At 41.8% G+C, this 19,718-nt stretch carries 17 protein-coding genes and 1 other annotated feature; of the genes, 16 read left to right on the top strand and 1 reads right to left on the bottom strand.

Translation table 11 applies throughout. From position 1 onward, the window contains the following. Positions 1-2 precede the first annotated feature (2 nt). The 6 genes from dltA to GPA07_RS07155 all read left to right on the top strand — a co-directional run bounded on the left by dltA (position 3) and on the right by GPA07_RS07155 (position 6,107). Entirely contained in the window at positions 3-1,508 is a 1,506-nt protein-coding gene (gene dltA, locus GPA07_RS07130) for a D-alanine--poly(phosphoribitol) ligase subunit DltA (protein ID WP_157292265.1), read from the top strand. Next, positions 1,505-2,689: a D-alanyl-lipoteichoic acid biosynthesis protein DltB gene (gene dltB / locus GPA07_RS07135; RefSeq protein WP_071168831.1), complete on the top strand. Its 1,185-nt coding sequence runs from the start codon at positions 1,505-1,507 to the stop codon at positions 2,687-2,689. Before dltA ends, dltB begins: the two co-directional genes overlap by 4 nt. A 21-nt stretch (positions 2,690-2,710) precedes the next feature. Next, a complete protein-coding gene (gene dltC / locus GPA07_RS07140) occupies positions 2,711-2,947 on the top strand; it encodes a D-alanine--poly(phosphoribitol) ligase subunit 2 (RefSeq protein WP_157292266.1) in 237 nt (78 codons plus the stop codon). Then, positions 2,947-4,113, top strand: coding sequence for a D-alanyl-lipoteichoic acid biosynthesis protein DltD (dltD, locus tag GPA07_RS07145; protein ID WP_008362034.1), 1,167 nt, complete (start codon positions 2,947-2,949; stop codon positions 4,111-4,113). The genes dltC and dltD overlap by 1 nt, the downstream gene beginning before the upstream one ends. Positions 4,114-4,208: 95 nt before the next feature. Further along, positions 4,209-4,628: a YkvA family protein gene (locus GPA07_RS07150; RefSeq protein ID WP_008362032.1), complete on the top strand. Its 420-nt coding sequence runs from the start codon at positions 4,209-4,211 to the stop codon at positions 4,626-4,628. Between the two features lie 126 nt (positions 4,629-4,754). Then, the gene (locus GPA07_RS07155; RefSeq protein WP_157292267.1) at positions 4,755-6,107 is read left to right on the top strand and encodes an IS1182 family transposase; all 1,353 of its coding nucleotides are present in this window, start codon (positions 4,755-4,757) and stop codon (positions 6,105-6,107) included. A 122-nt stretch (positions 6,108-6,229) separates the two neighbouring features. Here the strand turns inward: GPA07_RS07155 and GPA07_RS07160 are convergent, their stop codons facing one another. Beyond that, complete coding sequence (locus GPA07_RS07160; protein ID WP_157292268.1) at positions 6,230-7,273, bottom strand: lactonase family protein; 1,044 nt, start codon at positions 7,271-7,273, stop codon at positions 6,230-6,232. 432 nt (positions 7,274-7,705) lie between these two features. On the opposite strand from GPA07_RS07160, the gene ilvE reads away from it, so the two are divergent. The 10 genes from ilvE (at position 7,706) to tig (ending at position 19,662) form a co-directional block, all read left to right on the top strand. After that, positions 7,706-8,620 carry a branched-chain-amino-acid transaminase gene (ilvE, locus tag GPA07_RS07165; protein WP_008357987.1) on the top strand — a complete coding sequence of 305 codons (915 nt, stop codon included), beginning with the start codon at positions 7,706-7,708 and terminating at the stop codon, positions 8,618-8,620. 8 nt (positions 8,621-8,628) lie between these two features. Then, positions 8,629-8,876 (top strand) — a binding site (T-box leader). Positions 8,877-8,998: 122 nt separating this feature from the next. Then, positions 8,999-10,723: an acetolactate synthase large subunit gene (ilvB, locus tag GPA07_RS07170; protein WP_008357985.1), complete on the top strand. Its 1,725-nt coding sequence runs from the start codon at positions 8,999-9,001 to the stop codon at positions 10,721-10,723. Further along, positions 10,720-11,238: an acetolactate synthase small subunit gene (gene ilvN / locus GPA07_RS07175; RefSeq protein ID WP_008357982.1), complete on the top strand. Its 519-nt coding sequence runs from the start codon at positions 10,720-10,722 to the stop codon at positions 11,236-11,238. The genes ilvB and ilvN overlap by 4 nt, the downstream gene beginning before the upstream one ends. A gap of 18 nt (positions 11,239-11,256) precedes the next feature. Beyond that, the gene (gene ilvC, locus GPA07_RS07180; protein WP_008357979.1) at positions 11,257-12,285 is read left to right on the top strand and encodes a ketol-acid reductoisomerase; all 1,029 of its coding nucleotides are present in this window, start codon (positions 11,257-11,259) and stop codon (positions 12,283-12,285) included. Beyond that, on the top strand, positions 12,272-13,825 hold the full coding sequence (locus GPA07_RS07185; protein ID WP_008357978.1) for a 2-isopropylmalate synthase: 1,554 nt from the start codon (positions 12,272-12,274) through the stop codon (positions 13,823-13,825). Before ilvC ends, GPA07_RS07185 begins: the two co-directional genes overlap by 14 nt. 18 nt (positions 13,826-13,843) lie before the next feature. Next, positions 13,844-14,941, top strand: coding sequence for a 3-isopropylmalate dehydrogenase (gene leuB, locus GPA07_RS07190; protein WP_157292269.1), 1,098 nt, complete (start codon positions 13,844-13,846; stop codon positions 14,939-14,941). A 42-nt stretch (positions 14,942-14,983) separates the two neighbouring features. Continuing rightward, on the top strand, positions 14,984-16,399 hold the full coding sequence (gene leuC / locus GPA07_RS07195; RefSeq protein ID WP_008357974.1) for a 3-isopropylmalate dehydratase large subunit: 1,416 nt from the start codon (positions 14,984-14,986) through the stop codon (positions 16,397-16,399). Between the two features lie 13 nt (positions 16,400-16,412). Next, positions 16,413-17,012, top strand: a complete 600-nt coding sequence (leuD, locus tag GPA07_RS07200) for a 3-isopropylmalate dehydratase small subunit (protein ID WP_008357972.1) — start codon at positions 16,413-16,415, stop codon at positions 17,010-17,012. 126 nt (positions 17,013-17,138) lie between these two features. Next, positions 17,139-18,146: a DNA damage checkpoint antagonist DdcA gene (gene ddcA / locus GPA07_RS07205; protein ID WP_008357970.1), complete on the top strand. Its 1,008-nt coding sequence runs from the start codon at positions 17,139-17,141 to the stop codon at positions 18,144-18,146. A gap of 241 nt (positions 18,147-18,387) precedes the next feature. Continuing rightward, on the top strand, positions 18,388-19,662 hold the full coding sequence (gene tig / locus GPA07_RS07210; RefSeq protein WP_157292270.1) for a trigger factor: 1,275 nt from the start codon (positions 18,388-18,390) through the stop codon (positions 19,660-19,662). The last annotated feature ends 56 nt before the right edge of the window (positions 19,663-19,718 follow it).

Raw genomic sequence — 19,718 nt, forward strand, 5'->3', positions numbered from 1 at the left:
CGATGAAACTATTACACACGATTCTTGAATACCAACAAACGAAACCGACACAGCCAGCATTTGTTTCTCAACACGCTTCGATCACATATGATGAGCTTTGGCGTCTATCAGACCAAATGGCGGGGGCGATTGATGCGGTTGCAGTTGACAGTGCACCTGTCATTGTATACGGTCATATGGAGCCAGAGATGCTGATTTCTTTCTTAGGAAGTGTGAAATCAGGCAGACCTTACATTCCAGTTGATATCTCAATACCTGCTGAGCGTATTGTCTCAATTATTGAAAGCTCAAAAGCGAGTCTATTGATTTGTGCAAATGAGCAGGCTGTACTGGATGTAGAAGAACACATTCATGTGAAGAGTGCATCATCGCTTTTAGCGCTTGAAAAAGAAGCACCGCCATCCACGCAGTGGGTGCAAGGTGATGATGTCTTTTATATCATTTATACGTCAGGCAGTACCGGTAAACCGAAAGGCGTTCAGGTAACGGCCAGTAATTTAGAAAGCTTTACAGAGTGGATGTGCAGCGATTTTCCAATCGGAGAGGGACGCACGTTCTTAAATCAAGCACCGTTTTCTTTTGACCTATCAGTGATGGATCTCTACCCAGCGCTACAATCAGGCGGCACGCTTTATTGTTTAGTGAAAGATCTTGTCAATAAGCCGAAGGATATGTTTGCAGCACTTGGTCAATCTGACGTTGAAGTGTGGACATCCACACCGTCCTTTGTCCAAATGTGCTTAATGGACCCTTCCTTTACAGGGGAGCTTTTACCAGAGCTGAACGTTTTCCTTTTCTGCGGTGAGGCGCTTCCTGTATCTGTAGCAAGTGCACTCCTTGAGCGTTTTCCGAAGGCGCAGGTCTTTAATACGTACGGTCCAACTGAAGCAACTGTTGCCATCACATCGATTGAAGTGACGAAGGAGGTTGTCGATCAGCACGATTCTTTACCAGTGGGCTATGCCAAACCTGATACAGATATCGTCATTTTAGATGAAGAAGGTCAGACGCTCCTAGATGGAGAAAAAGGGGAAATTGTCATCGTGGGGCCAAGCGTCAGTAAAGGCTACTTAGGTGAACAAGCTTTAACGGATCAAGTGTTCTTTGAATACGAAGGCCGCCCTGCTTACCGCACAGGTGATGCAGGTGTGAAGCAGGATGGTTTAATTACATGCCACGGCCGTCTTGATTATCAAATCAAGTTGCATGGATACCGGATGGAGCTTGAAGAAATTGAATACCATGTGAGCGAGACAACCTATGTCAATGCTTGTGTGATTGTTCCGTTCCAACCAAACGGACATGTGGAGTACTTAATTGCAGCGATTGTCCCATCAGAGCATTCATTTGAAAAAGAATATCAGCTGACAAGTGCGATAAAAAAAGAAATGGCGGATTCACTCCCTGCGTACATGATTCCGAGAAAATTTGTCTATCTTGAGCAGCTGTACATGACACCTAACGGGAAGGTTGACCGTAAAAGAATCGCGAAAGAGGTTCTTCTATGATTCCGTTTAGTTCATTCTTTTTCTTCATTCTGATTGGTATTCTCCTTTTGCCGACAATGATTCTCGGTCTTCGTGGCAAAAGAATGCAAGGCTACAACATGTTTGCAACAGTTGTAGCGCTGGCGCTTATTTTCTCAAAAGATGCACATGGGGCTCTGCTGCTCTTCTTGTTTACGGTGTGGCAAGTGTTGATCATCCGCCTGTACATTGCGTACCGGTTAAAGGCAAATCAAGCTTCTGTTTTCTATATGGCGGTTGTGGCATCTATTTTGCCGCTTGTGTTATCAAAAATCTTGCCGTTCTTTTTAACTCATCATCCGCATCATCCGCCGCCAATGAACTGGCTCAGCTTTTTAGGAATCTCGTACTTAACATTTAAAGGTGTCCAGTTAATTATTGAGACGAGAGACGGCTTGATTAAAAAGAAAATCTCGATTCACCGTTTGGTATATTTCATCGTCTTTTTCCCGACGATTTCATCAGGTCCAATCGATCGATACCGCCGGTTTGAAAAGGATATGGATACACCGCCTGAAAAGGAAGTGTACAGTGACCTTCTATATGCTGGGATTCATAAAATCTTTATTGGTTTCCTATATAAATTCATTATTGGCTATCTGATTCACACATATATTTTGATGAATATTCATTATATTGGCAGCAGCCACTTTGTTCAGCAGTTAACGTATATGTATGCCTACAGTATGTATTTGTTCTTTGACTTTGCTGGATATACAGCGTTTGCTGTGGGTGTGAGTTATATCATGGGCATCAAATCACCAGAAAACTTTAATAAGCCGTTTCTCAGCCGAAATATTAAAGACTTCTGGAATCGCTGGCATATGTCGCTATCCTTCTGGTTCAGAGACTATGTGTTTATGAGATTTGTGTTCTTTATGACAAAAAAGAAGTGGTTGAAGAACCGGATGGCCGTATCGAATATCGGGTACTTTGTTCTCTTTCTATTGATGGGTGCTTGGCATGGACTCGCCCTTCAATATATTATTTACGGACTGTACCATGCGGTTGTCATGTCCGGTTACAATTTATTTGAGAAATGGAATAAAAAGCACAAATGGTGGCCGGATAATAAGGTCACAGCTGTTGTTTCGATCATAATTACATTCCATGTGATTTGTTTCGGCTTTTATATTTTTTCAGGAAAACCATTTCATCATTAATGATTAAGGGAGTAGAAAATTATGGAATTTAAAAATCAAGTATATGGTATTATTGCAGAGGTTTGTCAGGACGATGTTGTGAAAGAAAATCCAGAGATTGCGATTTTTGAGGAAGGTCTTCTTGATTCATTTGGTACAGTTGAATTGCTCATGGCGATTGAAAATCATCTAGGAATTACTGTTCCGATTACAGAGTTCGATCGTGATGTGTGGGATACGCCGAATCACATTGCTGAGCAGCTGGCAGAGATGAAGTAATGAAAAAGCGTTTTTTTGGGCCGCTTATTTTGGCGGCTGTTCTATTCATTGGTGTTCTTCTTGTACCAAATGCATGGCTCTTACATCTGATCCCAAAAGACAAATTACAAAAGTCAGCCACAGAGTTAGATCCAGAGATGTTCCAAGGGCTTTATTTACAAGATGAAATGCTAAAAGATCCAACTTATTTGCCGATCTATGGATCTTCTGAACTATCACGTTTTGATCCATATCACCCTTCGAATTTCTTTCATGAGAACAATCAAGGGTTTACACCTTATCTTATTGGAAAAGGTGGATCACAATCATTAATCCATGCCATGAACTTCGCAGCGCATATGGATGAATTAAAAGGGAAAAAGCTTGTGTTTATCGTGTCCCCACAGTGGTTTGTGAAATGGGGATCTGACGAGAATCACTTTGCACCTAACTATTCAGCGCTTCAAGCGTTGAATCTTGCCTATAATAAAGAAATTAATCCGGCTGTAAAAAAAGAGCTGATGAAAAGAATCATGACGTTTAAAGCAGTGAAGGACGACATGGTGATTACAGAGCTTTTTAAAGCAGAGCTTTCTGGGAACAAATTCGCATTTCGCGCGATTTCTCCTATTGCGAAAATGTATTATGGGATGCTTCAAAAGAAAGACATGTACTATACGATTGGATCGGGGCATGAGCGCGAGCTTCGTCCGTCTCCTTCAGTCAAAGGGAAGTCTTGGACTGAACTTGAAAAAGAAGCGAGTGTATTAGCTGCGGAAAAAGCAGGGGATAACCCGTTCTATATGGATCAGAGACTGTATGACCGTAAACTAAAGCCGATTATGAGTAAGATGAAGGATTCCCGCCAAGGTCATTCTTATGCCGAATCACCAGAATACAAAGATTTTCAGATCATGCTGGATATTTTAAAACAGGCAGGGGCGAAGCCTTTGTTTGTGACGATTCCTGTCAACGGAAAATGGTATGACTACACTGGGTTTCCGAAAGAGGGACGTACAGAGTATTATGAAAAGGTCAATCGTCAAATTCGAGAAAACGGGTATGAAGTCGCAGATTTGACTTCACATGAGTATGATCCATATTTCTTTAAGGATACGATTCATGTGTCTTATAAAGGGTGGGTGTACATCGATAAGGCGATCGAAAAGTTTTACAAAGAGCAGTAGAATGCAGCAGCTTTCTGCTGCTTTTTGTTTGTCGAATGAGTGAATTTCCTGTATAAATAGGGTGAAAGGGCTATGCTGAATATGGAGGCGATACAATGAATCGTTCTGAGAAAAAAGAACTATTAAAGCGTTCGAAGAAGCATTTTAATGATCATGCCTTTTGGGAAAAGTTAAAAAAGACGGCACAAAAAGCTGGGGTCTCTCTTGTCTATGCTGTGCTATTACTTTACTATACATTGCAAAAACCAGAAGTGCCTGTTAAAGCGAAGACCCTCATCATTGGCGCGTTAGGCTACTTTATCCTTCCGATTGATCTCATCCCCGATACGTTGATTGGTGTCGGCTACACAGATGATTTAGGAGCGATCACATTTGCCCTGCTTCAAGTGGCGATGTATATTGATGATGATGTCAAAGGAAAAGCGAAAGACAGGCTGGCAAAGTGGTTTGGTGAGAAAACCGATACGTCTATTATTGATCAAAAGCTTGAGGATGGCGGTATGCCGTCTGCATAAAGAAAAGCCTCCAAAACGGAGGCTCAGGCTGTCGAGAAAATCTCGACAGCTTTAATTTTTTCCTTAAAGTTTCCATCCCCTCATTTTATAATAGAGAAAAGCATACTAAAGGAAGGTGTTTTTCTCATGTTCCACACTAGAAATTCTTCTCAGCACGAAGCCGAATTTGTATTGCTAGATCAACTGGTCGAAGAGGATCACCTGCTTCGTAAAATTGATCAGTACATTGATTTTTCATTTATCGTAGATAAAGTAAGACCGTATTATAGCGAGAATAAAGGTCGCCCTTCTCTTGATCCACTTATTTTGTTCAAAATGATGTTTATCGGATACCTGTACGGTATCCGTTCTGAAAGACAACTTGAAAAAGAAATTTACTATAACATGGCGTATAGATGGTTTTTAGGTTTGAACATCAATGACCCCGTTCCTCATCACTCGACCATTAGCTGGAATCGTCGTACTCGATTCAAAGATACAACAATTTTTCAAGACATTTTCGACGAGATCGTGCTTCAAGCTATCAATCATGATATGGTAGGAGGCCGCGTTCTTTTTACTGATTCAACTCATCTTAAAGCCAATGCCAATAAACATAAATATACGAGAAAAACGATTGAACAAGATACCCAGAACTATATAAATGATTTAGAAGAAGCGATCCAAGAAGATCGGATGGCACACGGAAAAAAGCCCTTAAAGGTAAAAGAGGAGGTGAAAACGGAAAAAGACATTCGTCAAAGTAAGACTGATCCTGAAAGTGGCTATCTTTATCGTGAAAACAAGCCAGAAGGCTTTTTCTACCTAGACCACCGTACAACAGATATGAAGTACAATATCATCACTGATGCTCATGTCACATCAGGTAATGTCCACGATTCTGTACCATATCTTGAACGACTGGATCACCAAATCGCACGATTTGGTTTTCAAGTAGAAGCTGTTGCCCTTGATTCTGGTTATTTGACAACCCCAATCTGTAAAGGTTTATCCGATCGACGTATTTTTGGTGTTATCGCACATAGACGCTTTCATCCAACAAGAGGATTATTTGAGAAGTGGAAATTTCAGTATGACTCTGAACACGATCACTACATATGCCCGAATGGTGAAAAGCTTTCATATACCACAACTGATCGAAAAGGTTATAGGTTCTACAAATCAGATCCCAAAAAATGTGCTTCGTGTCCTTTTCTTGAAAACTGTACAAGATCTAAAAATCATCAAAAGGTCATCTCAAGACATGTGTGGGAGGAACATAAAGAAAAGGTCAGACAAAATCGTCTGTCTCCCGCTGGAAAAGAGCTATACAAAAAAAGAAAAGAAAAAATAGAGCGAAGCTTTGCAGATTCAAAACAACTGCATGGGCTTCGCTACTGCCGGTTGAGGGGAAAACAAAATGTGAGTGAGCAAGTGCTTCTCACAGCTGCCTGTCAGAACATGAAGAAGATTGCCACACACCTAGCGAAGCTAGGCTAGGTGTGTGGGAGGCCTTTTTCATTAAATCTTATCCACCATCATTACGATGAAAATAAAAAAGATTGTAGAAAAACATGAGTTTCTCTACAATCTGAAGCCTCCAAAACGGAGGCTTTTTTTCATTACCCTAAAAATTTCACGCAAACTGGATGAGGAACGGTGATGTCTGATTGTAAGACAGTGAGTCGTCCTGTTTCTTTGTTTCGTTTGTATAATACAAGATTGCTAGATTCTTGGTTTGAACCGACAAGAAATTCTTCTGTTGGGTCAAGAACAAAGTCTCTAGGCCAATTTCCTTCAGATGAAGCGATCTCGACAAGGCTTAATTTGCCGTTCGCATCTGCTTTGAAAATTGCGATGCTGTCATGTCCACGATTTCCTGCATATACAAATTTGCCGTCTGAAGAGACATGAATTGCGCTACCTTGATTGTTCTCAGTAAAGTCACTTGGAATGGTTGCAATCGTTTGAATCTCTTCAAAATGACCGTCTTCAAAGTAACGAAGCACAATAACCTCTGAGCTGAGCTCTGTCATGACATATGCCACCTGTTTCGTTGGGTGGAATGTGATATGACGAGGGCCGCTTCCTGGTTTTGTTTCAAATGTATGGGCAAGCTCAAGTTTGCCGTTTTCTTTCTTATACGTATATATTCCGTCTGTGCCAAGGTCAACAGCCACTGCAAATTGTTCATCAGGTGTCAAACCCATAAAGTGAGTGTGCGGTTTTTCTTGACGGTCTTCGTTTGGTCCAGTGCCTTCATGCTGCGCCTGTGACAGTGTGCGGATCACTGAGCCGTTTTCAGCGTCAATTTCGTACATTTCTGCTGTTCCTTTATGATAGTTTGCTGTAAACGCCGTTTTCGTTTGACTGTCCACGCTGACGTGACAAGGAGAAGCCCCATCGGCAAGCTCTTGGTTGATGAAACGAAGTGCGCCGGTGTCGGCATCAATTTGATACGCAGCAAGACCGCCCTGTGCTCCTTCTTTCACAACAGCATACACAAACTTTTGAGAATCTGAGACAGTTAAATATGTAGGATTTTCAAGTTCTGCAGCCACTTCTACTTGTTCAATCTGCTGCTTGTCCGTATTTAATGTAAAAGAATAGATTCCTTTGCTGTCTCCCTTAGTATACGTTCCGATATAACCTCTGATGTTAGCCATGTGTTGCCCTCCTTCTATAAGATGCTCTCATTCTATCATAATTTGATAGGAAAACGCTTTATAAAGGCATTCCGAATGAAAAAACAAAAGAGATGAAATCTGACAACATTCATCAAAAACCATGTGAAAAAATATCACAAAAGTTTGTTCAAAAGAAAACCGTTCATGTAAAGTAAATAAATTGAAGAGAAAATACAAAAAAATTAAAGTTTTTTTATTCCTTGTCTAGCAAAGGTGTAAGCGTATACATTTTATTTTGATTAGTCTAAATTGTCTAATAATTTTAAAAATGCTGTTGACACTGCATGGAAAGCGACGTAAGATGGGTTCAACAAAAGCAAACAAACACGCAGAGCATGCGTGAGAAACTTCAAAATTAAGTGTCTGAAAATTCAACTACTTTTTGATTGAAAGAGAGGGTGCTCACTGAAAATGGAAGACCAAAAGGAACAGTGGATCTTTTTAAACGATGAACTCGTGAAAAAAGAGGATGCGAAAATTTCAGTTTATGATCATGGCTTCTTATATGGTGACGGTGTTTTCGAAGGAATACGCGTGTATAACGGAAATATCTTTCGAATGAAAGAGCATTTAGACCGCCTGTATGATTCCGCCAGATCCATTATGCTGAACATTCCATATTCACTTGAGGAACTCACTGAAAAAATGATTCATACAGTTGAAAGGAACGGCCTAAAGGATGCTTACATCCGTCTTGTCGTCTCAAGAGGAGCGGGTGATCTTGGTTTAGATCCTAACAACTGCGGGAGAGCCAACACAGTGATCATTGTAGAGCCGCTGGCCATCTTTCCAAAGCACCTATATGAAACAGGTATTGATATTGTGACAGTACCAACGAGACGAAATCGTCCGGATGTACTCAGTCCAAAAGTGAAATCATTAAATTATTTGAATAACATTCTTGTCCGAATCGAAGCCCAAATGGCTGGTGTAAGTGAAGCGCTGATGCTGAACGATCAAGGGTACGTGGCAGAAGGTTCTGCGGACAACGTGTTTATTTATAAAAAAGGCAAGCTTTATACACCGCCAGGTTATATCGGCGCACTTGAAGGCATCACAAGAAATGCCATCATGGAGATTGCAGAAGACCTAGGCTACGAAGTGAAAGAAGAACCATTCACAAGACATGATGTGTATACAGCTGAAGAAGTCTTCCTGACAGGAACCGCAGCTGAAGTCATAGCCGTTGTCAAAGTTGACGGCCGTACAATCGGTGAAGGAAAGCCAGGATTCCACACAAACAAACTTCTTGAACAATTCCGTAAGCGAGTCGTTGAAGAAGGAGAAAAAGTAGTCTTTGCAGATGAAAACATTCACGCAAGCTAAATAGATATCGATAAACGTTGAAGAGGAATAGTAGCTTTAGAGTCAGTATCTACAGAGAGCCGGTGCTAGCTGAAAACCGGTGTTACTTTCTAAAGTGAACTCACCTCTGAGTGTCTGCTTGAAATGATAGTAGGGCAGGCCGAGTGACATTGCTTCACTCGTTACCAAAATGGACGAAAGATGTCCATGAGACGGCAGCATGATTTGCCGTGAACAAGGGTGGTACCGCGAAAAACAAAGCTTTTTCGCCCCTTTGACCTAGTGAAAAGTAGTGTCATTGTGGGGTGAGAAGGCTTTTTTATATGGTCTCATATCTCGATCTTGAATGGAAAAGGGTGAAAAAACTTGACTGAAGCAAGACAAAGAGGAGGAAATCAAATGGGGACAAATGTACAAGTGGAGACGGAAAAATCAACTGCACCACAAACGATGAACGGTGCACTCATGTTAATTGAAGCACTCAAAAGAGAAAAAGTAGAAGTCATTTTCGGATATCCAGGCGGAGCCGTTTTACCAATCTACGATAAAATTTACGATTCTGGTTTATTTCATGTTCTGCCAAGGCATGAGCAAGGAGCGATTCACGCAGCAGAAGGGTACGCAAGAGTATCTGGTAAACCAGGCGTTGTGATTGCAACATCAGGACCGGGGGCGACAAACCTTGTTACAGGTATTGCAGATGCAATGATTGATTCACTGCCTCTTGTTGTATTCACAGGACAGGTGGCGACCTCAGTCATTGGATCAGATGCTTTCCAAGAAGCAGATGTACTCGGTATCACAATGCCGATTACAAAGCACAGCTATCAGGTCAGACGTCCAGAAGATTTACCAGGTGTCATTAAAGAGGCTTTCCACATCGCAACAACAGGTAGACCTGGTCCAGTCTTAATTGATATTCCAAAAGATGTCGCAAGCATTGAAGGAACATTTGAATACGATCAGCCGATTGATTTACCTGGCTATCAGCCCAAAATCGAGCCGAACTATTTGCAAATTCGCAAATTAGTAGAAGCTGTAAGCAGAGCAAAGAAACCAGTCATTTTAGCAGGAGCTGGCGTTCTTCATGGTAAAGCGTCAGAAGAATTAAGAAAGTATGCGGAGCAGCAGCAAATTCCGGTTGCTCATACGCTCCTTGGACTTGGCGGATTTCCGGCTAAGCATCCCCTTTTCCTTGGGATGGCAGGGATGCACGGCACATACGCATCAAACATGGCGCTTCATCAATGTGACCTGCTCATTTCAATCGGAGCTAGATTTGATGATAGGGTAACAGGCAACCTCAATCATTTTGCAAAGCATGCGAAGGTTGCTCATATTGACATCGATCCAGCGGAAATTGGCAAAAACATTCACACGCATATCCCGGTTGTTGGCGACAGTAAGCTAGTGCTTCAAGAGCTGATCAAGCAGGACGGGAAACAAGGTGAATCAGATGAGTGGAGAAGCCAGCTAGATCAGTGGAAGGAAGAATATCCACTTTGGTACGTTGAAAACGATGCTGAGGGCTTTAAGCCTCAAAAGCTGATCGAATACATTCATCAATTTACAAAAGGTGAAGCCATTGTCGCAACAGATGTTGGACAGCACCAAATGTGGGCTGCACAATTCTACCCATTTGAAAATGCAGATAAGTGGGTAACATCTGGAGGGCTTGGCACAATGGGATTTGGTTTGCCGGCAGCCATTGGCGCACAGCTAGCTGATCAAGAGGCAACCGTTGTGGCGATTTTAGGAGACGGAGGTTTCCAAATGACCCTGCAAGAACTTGCCGTTATCCGTGAGCTGAACCTTCCAGTGAAAGTGATTGTTCTCAATAATCACAGTCTTGGAATGGTAAGACAATGGCAAGAAATTTTCTACGAAGAACGCTACTCACATTCTAAATTTTCAGAGCAGCCAGACTTCGTAAAATTATCTGAAGCTTATGGCATTAAAGGAATCAGAATCTCATCAGACGAAGAAGCGAAAGAAAAGCTTGAAGAAGCGTTAACGTCTAGAGAGCCTGTTTTCATCGATGTCAATGTAGCGAGAGATGAGAAAGTATTCCCGATGGTCGCGCCGGGGAAAGGACTTCATGAGATGGTGGGGGTGAAACCTTGAAAAGAATTATTGTGTTGACTGTATTAAATCGATCAGGCGTACTGAACAGAATCACAGGCCTTTTTACAAAAAGACATTATAACATTGAAAGCATTACGGTCGGCCATTCTGAGATTCAAGATGTATCACGCATCACGTTCGTCGTCCATGTAGACCAAGAGAAAGACATCGAACAGCTGACAAAACAGCTCAACAAACAAATCGATGTCCTCAAAGTAATTGATATTACAAACCAATCAATCGTTCAGCGAGAGCTGGCTTTGATAAAAGTCGTATCTGCACCAGCATCTAGAATGGAAATCACAGGGGTCATTGAGCCTTTTAGAGCTTCTATTGTCGATGTGAGCAGAGAGAGTGTCGTCATTCAGGTGACAGGTGAGTCTTCAAAAATTGAAGCACTCATTGAATTACTTAAGCCATATGGCATTAAAGAAGTCGCCAGAACTGGCACAACGGCCTTTGCGAGAGATAATCAGCAAAAGCCGCAAACAAATAAAACAATTTCAATTGTCTAAACAAAAGGAGAGAGTCAAATGGTAAAAGTATATTATAACGGTGATATTCAAGAAAACGTATTAAACGGTCAAAAGGTTGCCATCATTGGTTACGGATCACAAGGTCATGCACATGCACTAAACTTAAAAGAAAGCGGCGTAGATGTGATCGTCGGCGTGAGAAAAGGTGGTTCTTATAATAAAGCTCAAGAAGACGGCCATCAAGTGTTCACAGTAAAAGAAGCAGCAGCACAAGCAGATGTTGTGATGGTTTTACTTCCAGACGAACAGCAAAAGAAAGTATATGACGAAGAAATCAAAGATCAATTAGAAGCAGGTAACTCACTTGTATTCGCACACGGATTCAACGTTCATTTCCATCAAATTGTTCCTCCTAGTGACGTAGATGTGTATCTTGTGGCTCCAAAAGGTCCAGGACATCTTGTAAGAAGAACTTATGAGCAAGGCGCTGGTGTACCTGCACTATTTGCCATCTACCAAGATGTATCAGGTCAAGCGAAAGACAAAGCACTTGCTTATGCAAAGGCAATCGGCGGAGCAAGAGCGGGTGTACTTGAAACAACATTTAAAGAAGAAACGGAAACAGATCTATTCGGTGAGCAAGCAGTACTTTGTGGAGGTCTTACTTCATTAGTAAAAGCAGGATTCGAAACGTTAACAGAAGCTGGATATCAGCCAGAGCTTGCATACTTCGAGTGTTTACATGAGCTGAAGCTGATCGTTGACCTAATGTATGAAGAAGGATTAGAAGGCATGAGATATTCAATCTCTGATACGGCACAATGGGGTGACTTCGTATCAGGACCACGCGTTGTTGATGCAAAAGTAAAAGAATCAATGAAAGCAGTCTTGACTGACATCCAAAACGGAACATTTGCAAAAGAATGGATCGTTGAAAACCAAGTGAATCGTCCACGTTTCAATGCGATCAATGCAAGTGAAAGTGAGCACCAAATTGAAATCGTAGGAAGAAAGCTTCGTGAAATGATGCCTTTCGTTAAACAAGGAAAGAAAAAGGAAGCGGTGAGCGTCGGTGCGAAAAATTAATTTTTTTGACACAACACTTCGAGATGGTGAGCAATCACCAGGAGTGAACTTAAATGCACAAGAAAAGCTAATCATTGCAAAGCAGCTTGAGCGCCTTGGGGTAAATATCATTGAAGCGGGTTTTCCCGCTTCATCCCGAGGGGATTTCTTAGGTGTACAAGAAATTGCAAGAACCATCAAAAACTGTTCTGTAGCAGGGCTTGCACGATGTGTGAAGGGTGATATTGATGCTGCATGGGAGGCGCTAAAAGATGGGGCGCAACCAAGAATCCACGTTTTTATTGCAACTTCTGATATTCACCTTAAGCATAAACTAAAGAAAACACGTGAAGAAGTTGTGGAACAGGCTGTTTCAATGGTGAAATACGCAAAAGAACGTTTTCCAGTTGTTCAGTGGTCAGCAGAAGATGCATGCCGTACCGATCTAGCTTTCTTAGCAGAAATTGTAGAAAAGGTCATTGATGCAGGAGCCAGTGTCATTAACTTACCTGATACAGTTGGATACTTGGCGCCAAAAGAGTACGGAAATATCTTTAAATATATGAAGGAACACGTTCCAAATATTGACCGCGTGAATTTGTCAGCACATTGTCATGATGATTTAGGGATGGCGGTGGCAAACTCACTTGCCGCGATTGAAAATGGAGCGGATCAAATTGAAACGGCTGTCAACGGGATTGGAGAGCGAGCAGGGAATGCCGCTTTAGAAGAAATTGCAGTGGCTCTTCACATTCGAAAAGATTTTTATCAGGTCGAATCAACGATTCAATTGAATGAAATTAAGCGCACAAGTGATGTAGTGAGCAAATACTCAGGTATGATTGTGCCGCGTAATAAAGCAGTCGTTGGAAACAACGCGTTTGCACATGAATCAGGCATTCACCAAGATGGTTTCCTCAAAGAAAAAACAACCTATGAAATTATTTCTCCAGAGCTTGTAGGTGTCACAACAGATGTGCTTGTCCTTGGTAAACACTCCGGAAGACATGCGTTTAAAGACCGCTTGAAAACACTAGGCTTTAAACTAACTGAAGAAGAAATCAATAAGTTCTTCCAAACATTTAAGAACTTAACAGAGAAGAAGAAAGAAATCACAGATGATGATTTGATCTCTATTATATTAGAAGAAAAAGTAGCAGACCGTAAAATCGGCTATGAATTTGAAAGCCTTCAAGTCCACTATGGGACAGAACAAATGCCAACTGCGACGGTTTCTCTTAAAAACCAAGAAACGCAGGAACTCATTCAAGAAGCAGCTACAGGTGCTGGCAGTGTAGAAGCTGTATACAACACACTCGAGCGCTGTATGGAGGAAAGAATTCATTTGCTAGACTACCGTATTCAATCAAATGGAAAAGGTAGAGACGCGCTAGCGGAGGTATATGTCACTGTTTCAATAGAAGGAAAAGAAACAGCAGGACGCGGTGTAGCGCAAGATGTGCTGGAAGCATCGGCTAAAGCTTACGTCAATGCGGTGAACAGGCATTTAATCTTTAAATCAAATCTCATTGAAATTGAGAAACATCACGCAATCTCATAGGAAAGGAGGAAGGGACTCATGAAAAAGAAAATTGCACTTTTGCCCGGCGATGGAATCGGACCGGAAGTCGTGACATCAGCAGTCGCTGTTTTGCAAGAAACAGCGGCTCAATTTCAACACGAATTTGAATTCGAAACAGCCCTCATTGGCGGTATAGCGATAGATGAAAAAAACCATCCGCTTCCTAAAGAAACAGTAGATGTGTGTAAAAGCGCAGATGCGATTTTATTAGGAGCAGTTGGCGGACCTAAGTGGGATCAAAATCCGCCAGAACTTCGCCCGGAAAAAGGCTTGCTCGCTATTCGTAAACAGCTGGACTTATTTGCAAACATCCGTCCTGTCAAAGTATTTGATAGCTTGAGCGATGCTTCACCGTTAAAACAGGATCATATTAGCGGAGTAGATTTTGTCATCGTTCGTGAATTAACAGGAGGCCTTTATTTTGGTGAACCTAGCGAGCGCTATACGGATGATGAAGGCAAAGAAGCTGCTGTTGATACGCTCCTTTATACAAAGGAAGAGATTGTCCGTGTATTAAAAGAAGCGTTCGACATGGCGTTAACGAGACGGAAAAAAGTAACGTCTGTGGATAAAGCGAATGTTCTTGCTTCTAGTAAACTATGGCGGGATGCGGTTGAAGAAGTTGCTTCCCAATATCCAGAAGTCGCATATGAGCACATGCTTGTCGATAATGCCGCCATGCAGCTTATTTATAAGCCCGCTCAATTTGATGTTATCGTGACAGAGAATATGTTTGGGGACATTTTAAGTGACGAAGCTTCTATGATTACTGGCTCACTCGGTATGTTGCCATCTGCTAGTTTATCAAGCACCGGACTCCATTTATATGAGCCGATTCATGGTTCAGCACCCGATATTGCGGGGCAAAACGTTGCAAACCCTCTGGCTACCATTTTATCAGCAGCCAGCTTGCTAAGAACATCTTTTGCATTAGAAAAGGAAGCGGCTGCAATCGAAGAAGCCGTCGAAGCCGTTCTTGCCTCTGGCAAACGAACAAAGGACTTAGCAGCAAAAGAGGGAACGTACCAAACGACTGACGAAATTACGACAGCCGTTGTAGACGCACTTAAACAGCGCACGAAAACAACTGTATAAATAGAAATCTTGTTGAATTAGGTAGAGGGAGGAAAAAGGGTTATGCCTCGAACAATCATCGAAAAAATATGGGATCAGCATGTTGTGAAAAACGGCGAGGGAAAACCAGACCTTTTATATATTGATCTGCACTTGGTGCATGAGGTGACGTCACCTCAAGCATTTGAAGGATTAAGACAAAAAGGACGCAAGGTGAGAAGGCCTCAAAACACATTTGCAACGATGGATCACAACATTCCGACTGTGAATCGATTTGTGATCAAAGATGAGATTGCAAAGAAGCAAGTTAGTGCTTTGGAGCGCAACTGTGCTGAATTTGGAGTCCGTCTAGCTGACCTTCACAGTGTAGACCAAGGAATTGTTCATGTCGTTGGACCAGAGCTTGGTTTGACACTTCCGGGGAAAACAATCGTTTGTGGAGATAGTCATACATCCACACACGGCGCATTTGGCGCACTTGCCTTCGGGATCGGTACAAGTGAGGTTGAACATGTACTTTCCACACAAACACTTTGGCAGCAGCGTCCGAAAACACTAGAAATTAGAGTAGACGGAAAGCTTCAAAAAGGGGTAACAGCCAAAGATGTCATTTTAGCAGTCATTGGCGCACATGGCGTGAAGTTCGGTTCAGGCTATGTCATTGAATACACTGGGGAAGTATTCAGAAACATGTCAATGGATGAGCGGATGACCGTTTGTAATATGTCGATTGAAGCAGGTGCAAGAGCAGGATTGATCGCACCTGACGAAGTGACCTTTGAATATTGCCGCGGACGCAAATATGCACCGCAGGGTGAAGATTTCGAAGCAGCCATTAAAGAATGGAAAGAACTAAGAACAGATCCGGGTGCAACCTACGATAAAACCATTGTTTTAGATGGAAATGAGATTTCACCAATGGTGACGTGGGGGATTAACCCAGGAATGGTGCTCCCTGTGGATGCAGCGATTCCAGGACCAGAGGATTTTGCACAAGAAGATGATCAAAAAGAAGCCATGCGTGCTTATGAATACATGGGAGTTCACCCGCATCAGCGTATTGAAGATATTAAGATTGAGCATGTATTTATTGGCTCATGTACGAACTCAAGAATGACTGATTTACGCCAAGCAGCTTCTATGATTGAAGGACAAAAAGTAGCTGATCATGTTAGAGCGATTGTGGTGCCTGGCTCTCAAAGTGTCAAACTGCAAGCAGAAAAAGAAGGTCTTCATGAAATTTTCCTTGAAGCAGGTTTTGAATGGAGAGAATCTGGCTGCAGTATGTGCCTGAGCATGAATAACGATGTGGTGCCAGAAGGCGAACGCTGTGCGTCCACATCAAATCGTAACTTTGAAGGGCGTCAAGGGAAAGGCGCAAGAACACACCTTGTCAGCCCGGCAATGGCTGCAATGGCTGCAATACATGGCCGATTTGTCGATGTCAGGAAGTTTAATCAAGAGAAAACAGTCGTGTAAGGAGTTGTCATAGATGGAGCCTTTAGTCACTCATAAAGGAAAAGCCGCTGTGCTTAACCGTATTAATGTAGATACAGATCAAATTATTCCGAAGCAATTTTTGAAAAGAATCGAACGAACAGGCTATGGCCGATTTGCCTTTTTTGACTGGCGTTATTTAGATGATGGCAGCCTGAATCCAGATTTTGAGCTGAATCAGCCGATTTATGAAGGAGCATCCATTTTGATCGCAGGAGAAAACTTCGGCTGCGGCTCATCAAGGGAACATGCACCTTGGGCACTAGATGATTATGGCTTCAAAATTGTCATTGCGCCATCATTCGCAGATATTTTTCATCAAAACTGCTTTAAAAACGGGATGCTTCCGATTCGTCTTGATTATGATGTGTGGAAAACATTTGCTGCATCATATGAAAACAAAGGATATGAGATGACAGTTGATCTGGAAAAACAACAGATTCAAGACCACGAAGGGAACATGACTCCTTTTGATGTAGATCCTCACTGGAGAGAAATGCTCCTGAATGGCTATGATGAGATTTCATTAACATTGTTACTAGAAGATGAGATTCAGGCATTTGAAGAAAAGCGCAGCAGCTGGCTGCGTGCATAAACAACGAGAAGCTGTCCGCCCGAGGTGAGACAGCTTCTTTTTTTTCATGAAAACCTCTCGTTACTTGTGTTTACTAACCTTCGTTGGTAAACTGATAAAAAATATGCGCCCGAAAGGAACGTAAGCATGAAACATGACAAGAAGAAAGATAATGTCATTTTGTTTCCTGGTCTGAAAGAAAGACTGATTGAAAAAGGAATGGCAGCATTAAAAGATAAACAGTATCAAGAGGCGCTTCACTTATTTTCTGAAGCGAAATCTTATGATGACGATGAAGAATCCGATATTCACCTCGGTATGGCGATTTGTTTTCTAGAGCTTGGTGAGCTGCAGGATGCAAAGCGTGTGTGTGAAAAGATGTTAAATGAAGGATATGGTCACTACTTCACAGTGCTTCAAGTATATATGACCATCTTAATTCAGCTGAAAGAATACGAGGAAGTCAAACAGACGATTGAGGCTGTACTCGAGGAGAACCACCTTCCAGCAGAAAGTGCGGAGCATTTTTATAAGCTGCTTGAATTTAGCAGAAAGATGATTGAATCGCCGGAAGAGATTTTAGACGAAGACGAGAATGACAGCGGTGAAATCAATATAGATGATATGCTGGAGCGGCCAGAAGAGCAGGTGCAGTTTATCCATTCTTTAAAAGACCGCAATATTACACCGCACATGGGTCTATTAAATACAATTTTACAGAAACCTGACGGAAACCCTTTGGTCAAATCATTGATCTTACAGCTCTTGTCAGACCATGATGTGGCAAAGCCGGTTCATGTGACAAAATTCGGAGACTCTTTAACGCTTGTTCCTTCGGAGGCGGTGAAGCCAGAGCAGATGCCGCTTCTTCAGCAAGTATTGCGTTTGCTGGATGACACACTCGGCAATGAGAATCCAACCCTTTATCAAGGGGTGGAAGAGTTATGGCGCAGACACTTATTTGTGCTTTATCCATTTCTTCCAAAATATACTGATCCAAACCTTTGGGCAGCGTCACTTCATAAAGTCGGCTATGAAATGCATGGGATCGAAATTGACCTTGAAGAATTGCATCTATTGTATGATTTTAACGAACGAGAGCTGAGAGAGGCTTGTACAATGCTGAAAGATATTGAAGAAATTTCTTATTTGTAATTTGTCGATTTAGTTGAAAGACGGACTTGTTATGTTATAATATAATGGTTGTATTTGTGCTTATATCGTGTAGTTGTACGATTCAAATGGTTGAAAGACGATATGTATAATCAAGTCAAATGTTGTATACATAATACCGCTGCTTTAGCGGAGTGCGTGGTTTTTTGATTGGACGAAGTCTTTGTGATGCTTTAGAATGTAACAACGCACAATCTGAATAGATTTTTGGAGGGAAACACACATGTCAGTAAAATGGGAAAAACAAGAAGGTAACGAAGGTGTCTTAACTGTAGAAGTTGACGCTGAAACATTTAACAAAGCACTTGATGATGCATTTAAGAAAGTGGTTAAGCAAGTATCAATTCCTGGATTCCGTAAAGGGAAAGTACCACGTGGTCTTTTCGAGCAGCGTTTTGGAGTAGAATCTCTTTATCAAGATGCATTAGATATTCTTCTTCCAGTTGAATATCCAAAAGCAATCGACGAAGCTGGTATCGAACCAGTTGACCGCCCTGAAATCGATGTTGAGAAAATCGAAAAAGGCGCAAGCTTAATCTTCACTGCAAAAGTAACAGTGAAGCCAGAAGTAAAACTTGGTGACTACAAAGGTCTTAACGTAGAAAAAGACGACACAACAGTCACTGATGAAGATGTACAAGAAGAGTTAAAAGCAATGCAAAACCGTCAAGCAGAGCTTGTTGTCAAAGAAGAAGGCGCAATCGAAAACGGCGATACAGTTGTTCTTGATTTCGAAGGATTCGTTGATGGAGAAGCATTCGAAGGCGGAAAAGCGGAGAACTACTCTCTTGAAGTAGGTTCTGGTTCATTCATCCCTGGTTTCGAAGAGCAATTAGTTGGTCTTGAAGCAGGCGCTGAAAAAGACGTAGAAGTGACATTCCCAGAAGAATACCATGCTGAAGACCTTGCAGGTAAACCAGCTGTATTCAAAGTGAAAATTCATGAAATCAAAGCAAAAGAACTTCCAGCACTTGACGATGAGTTCGCTAAAGATGTTGATGAAGAAGTAGAAACGATTGCTGAATTAACTGAAAAAACGAAGAAACGTCTTGAAGAAGCAAAAGAAAACGAAGCGGAAGGAAAACTTCGTGAAGAGCTAGTTGCGAAAGCTTCTGAAAATGCGGAAGTTGACATCCCACAAGCGATGGTTGACACAGAGCTTGACCGTATGATGAAAGAATTCGAACAACGTCTTCAAATGCAAGGGATGAACCTTGAGCTTTACTTCCAATTCTCTGGACAAGATGAAGAAGCGCTTAAAGAGCAAATGAAAGAAGATGCTGCTAAACGTGTAAAATCTAACCTCACTCTTGAAGCAATTGCTGCTGCAGAAGACTTACAAGTGTCTGACGAAGAAGTGGAAGAAGAACTTTCAAAAATGGCTGAAGCATACAACATGCCAATTGAAAATATCAAACAAGCGATTGGATCTACTGACGCAATGAAAGAAGATCTAAAAGTTCGTAAAGCAATTGATTTTCTTGTAGAAAACCGTTAATATGGTGCATAATAATAAAACAGGGCGCGAGTGACTCGTGCCTTGTTTTGTACAAT

Source organism: Bacillus sp. ms-22 (genome assembly GCF_009759805.1).
In the GTDB taxonomy this organism is placed as follows: domain Bacteria; phylum Bacillota; class Bacilli; order Bacillales; family Bacillaceae; genus Bacillus; species Bacillus xiamenensis.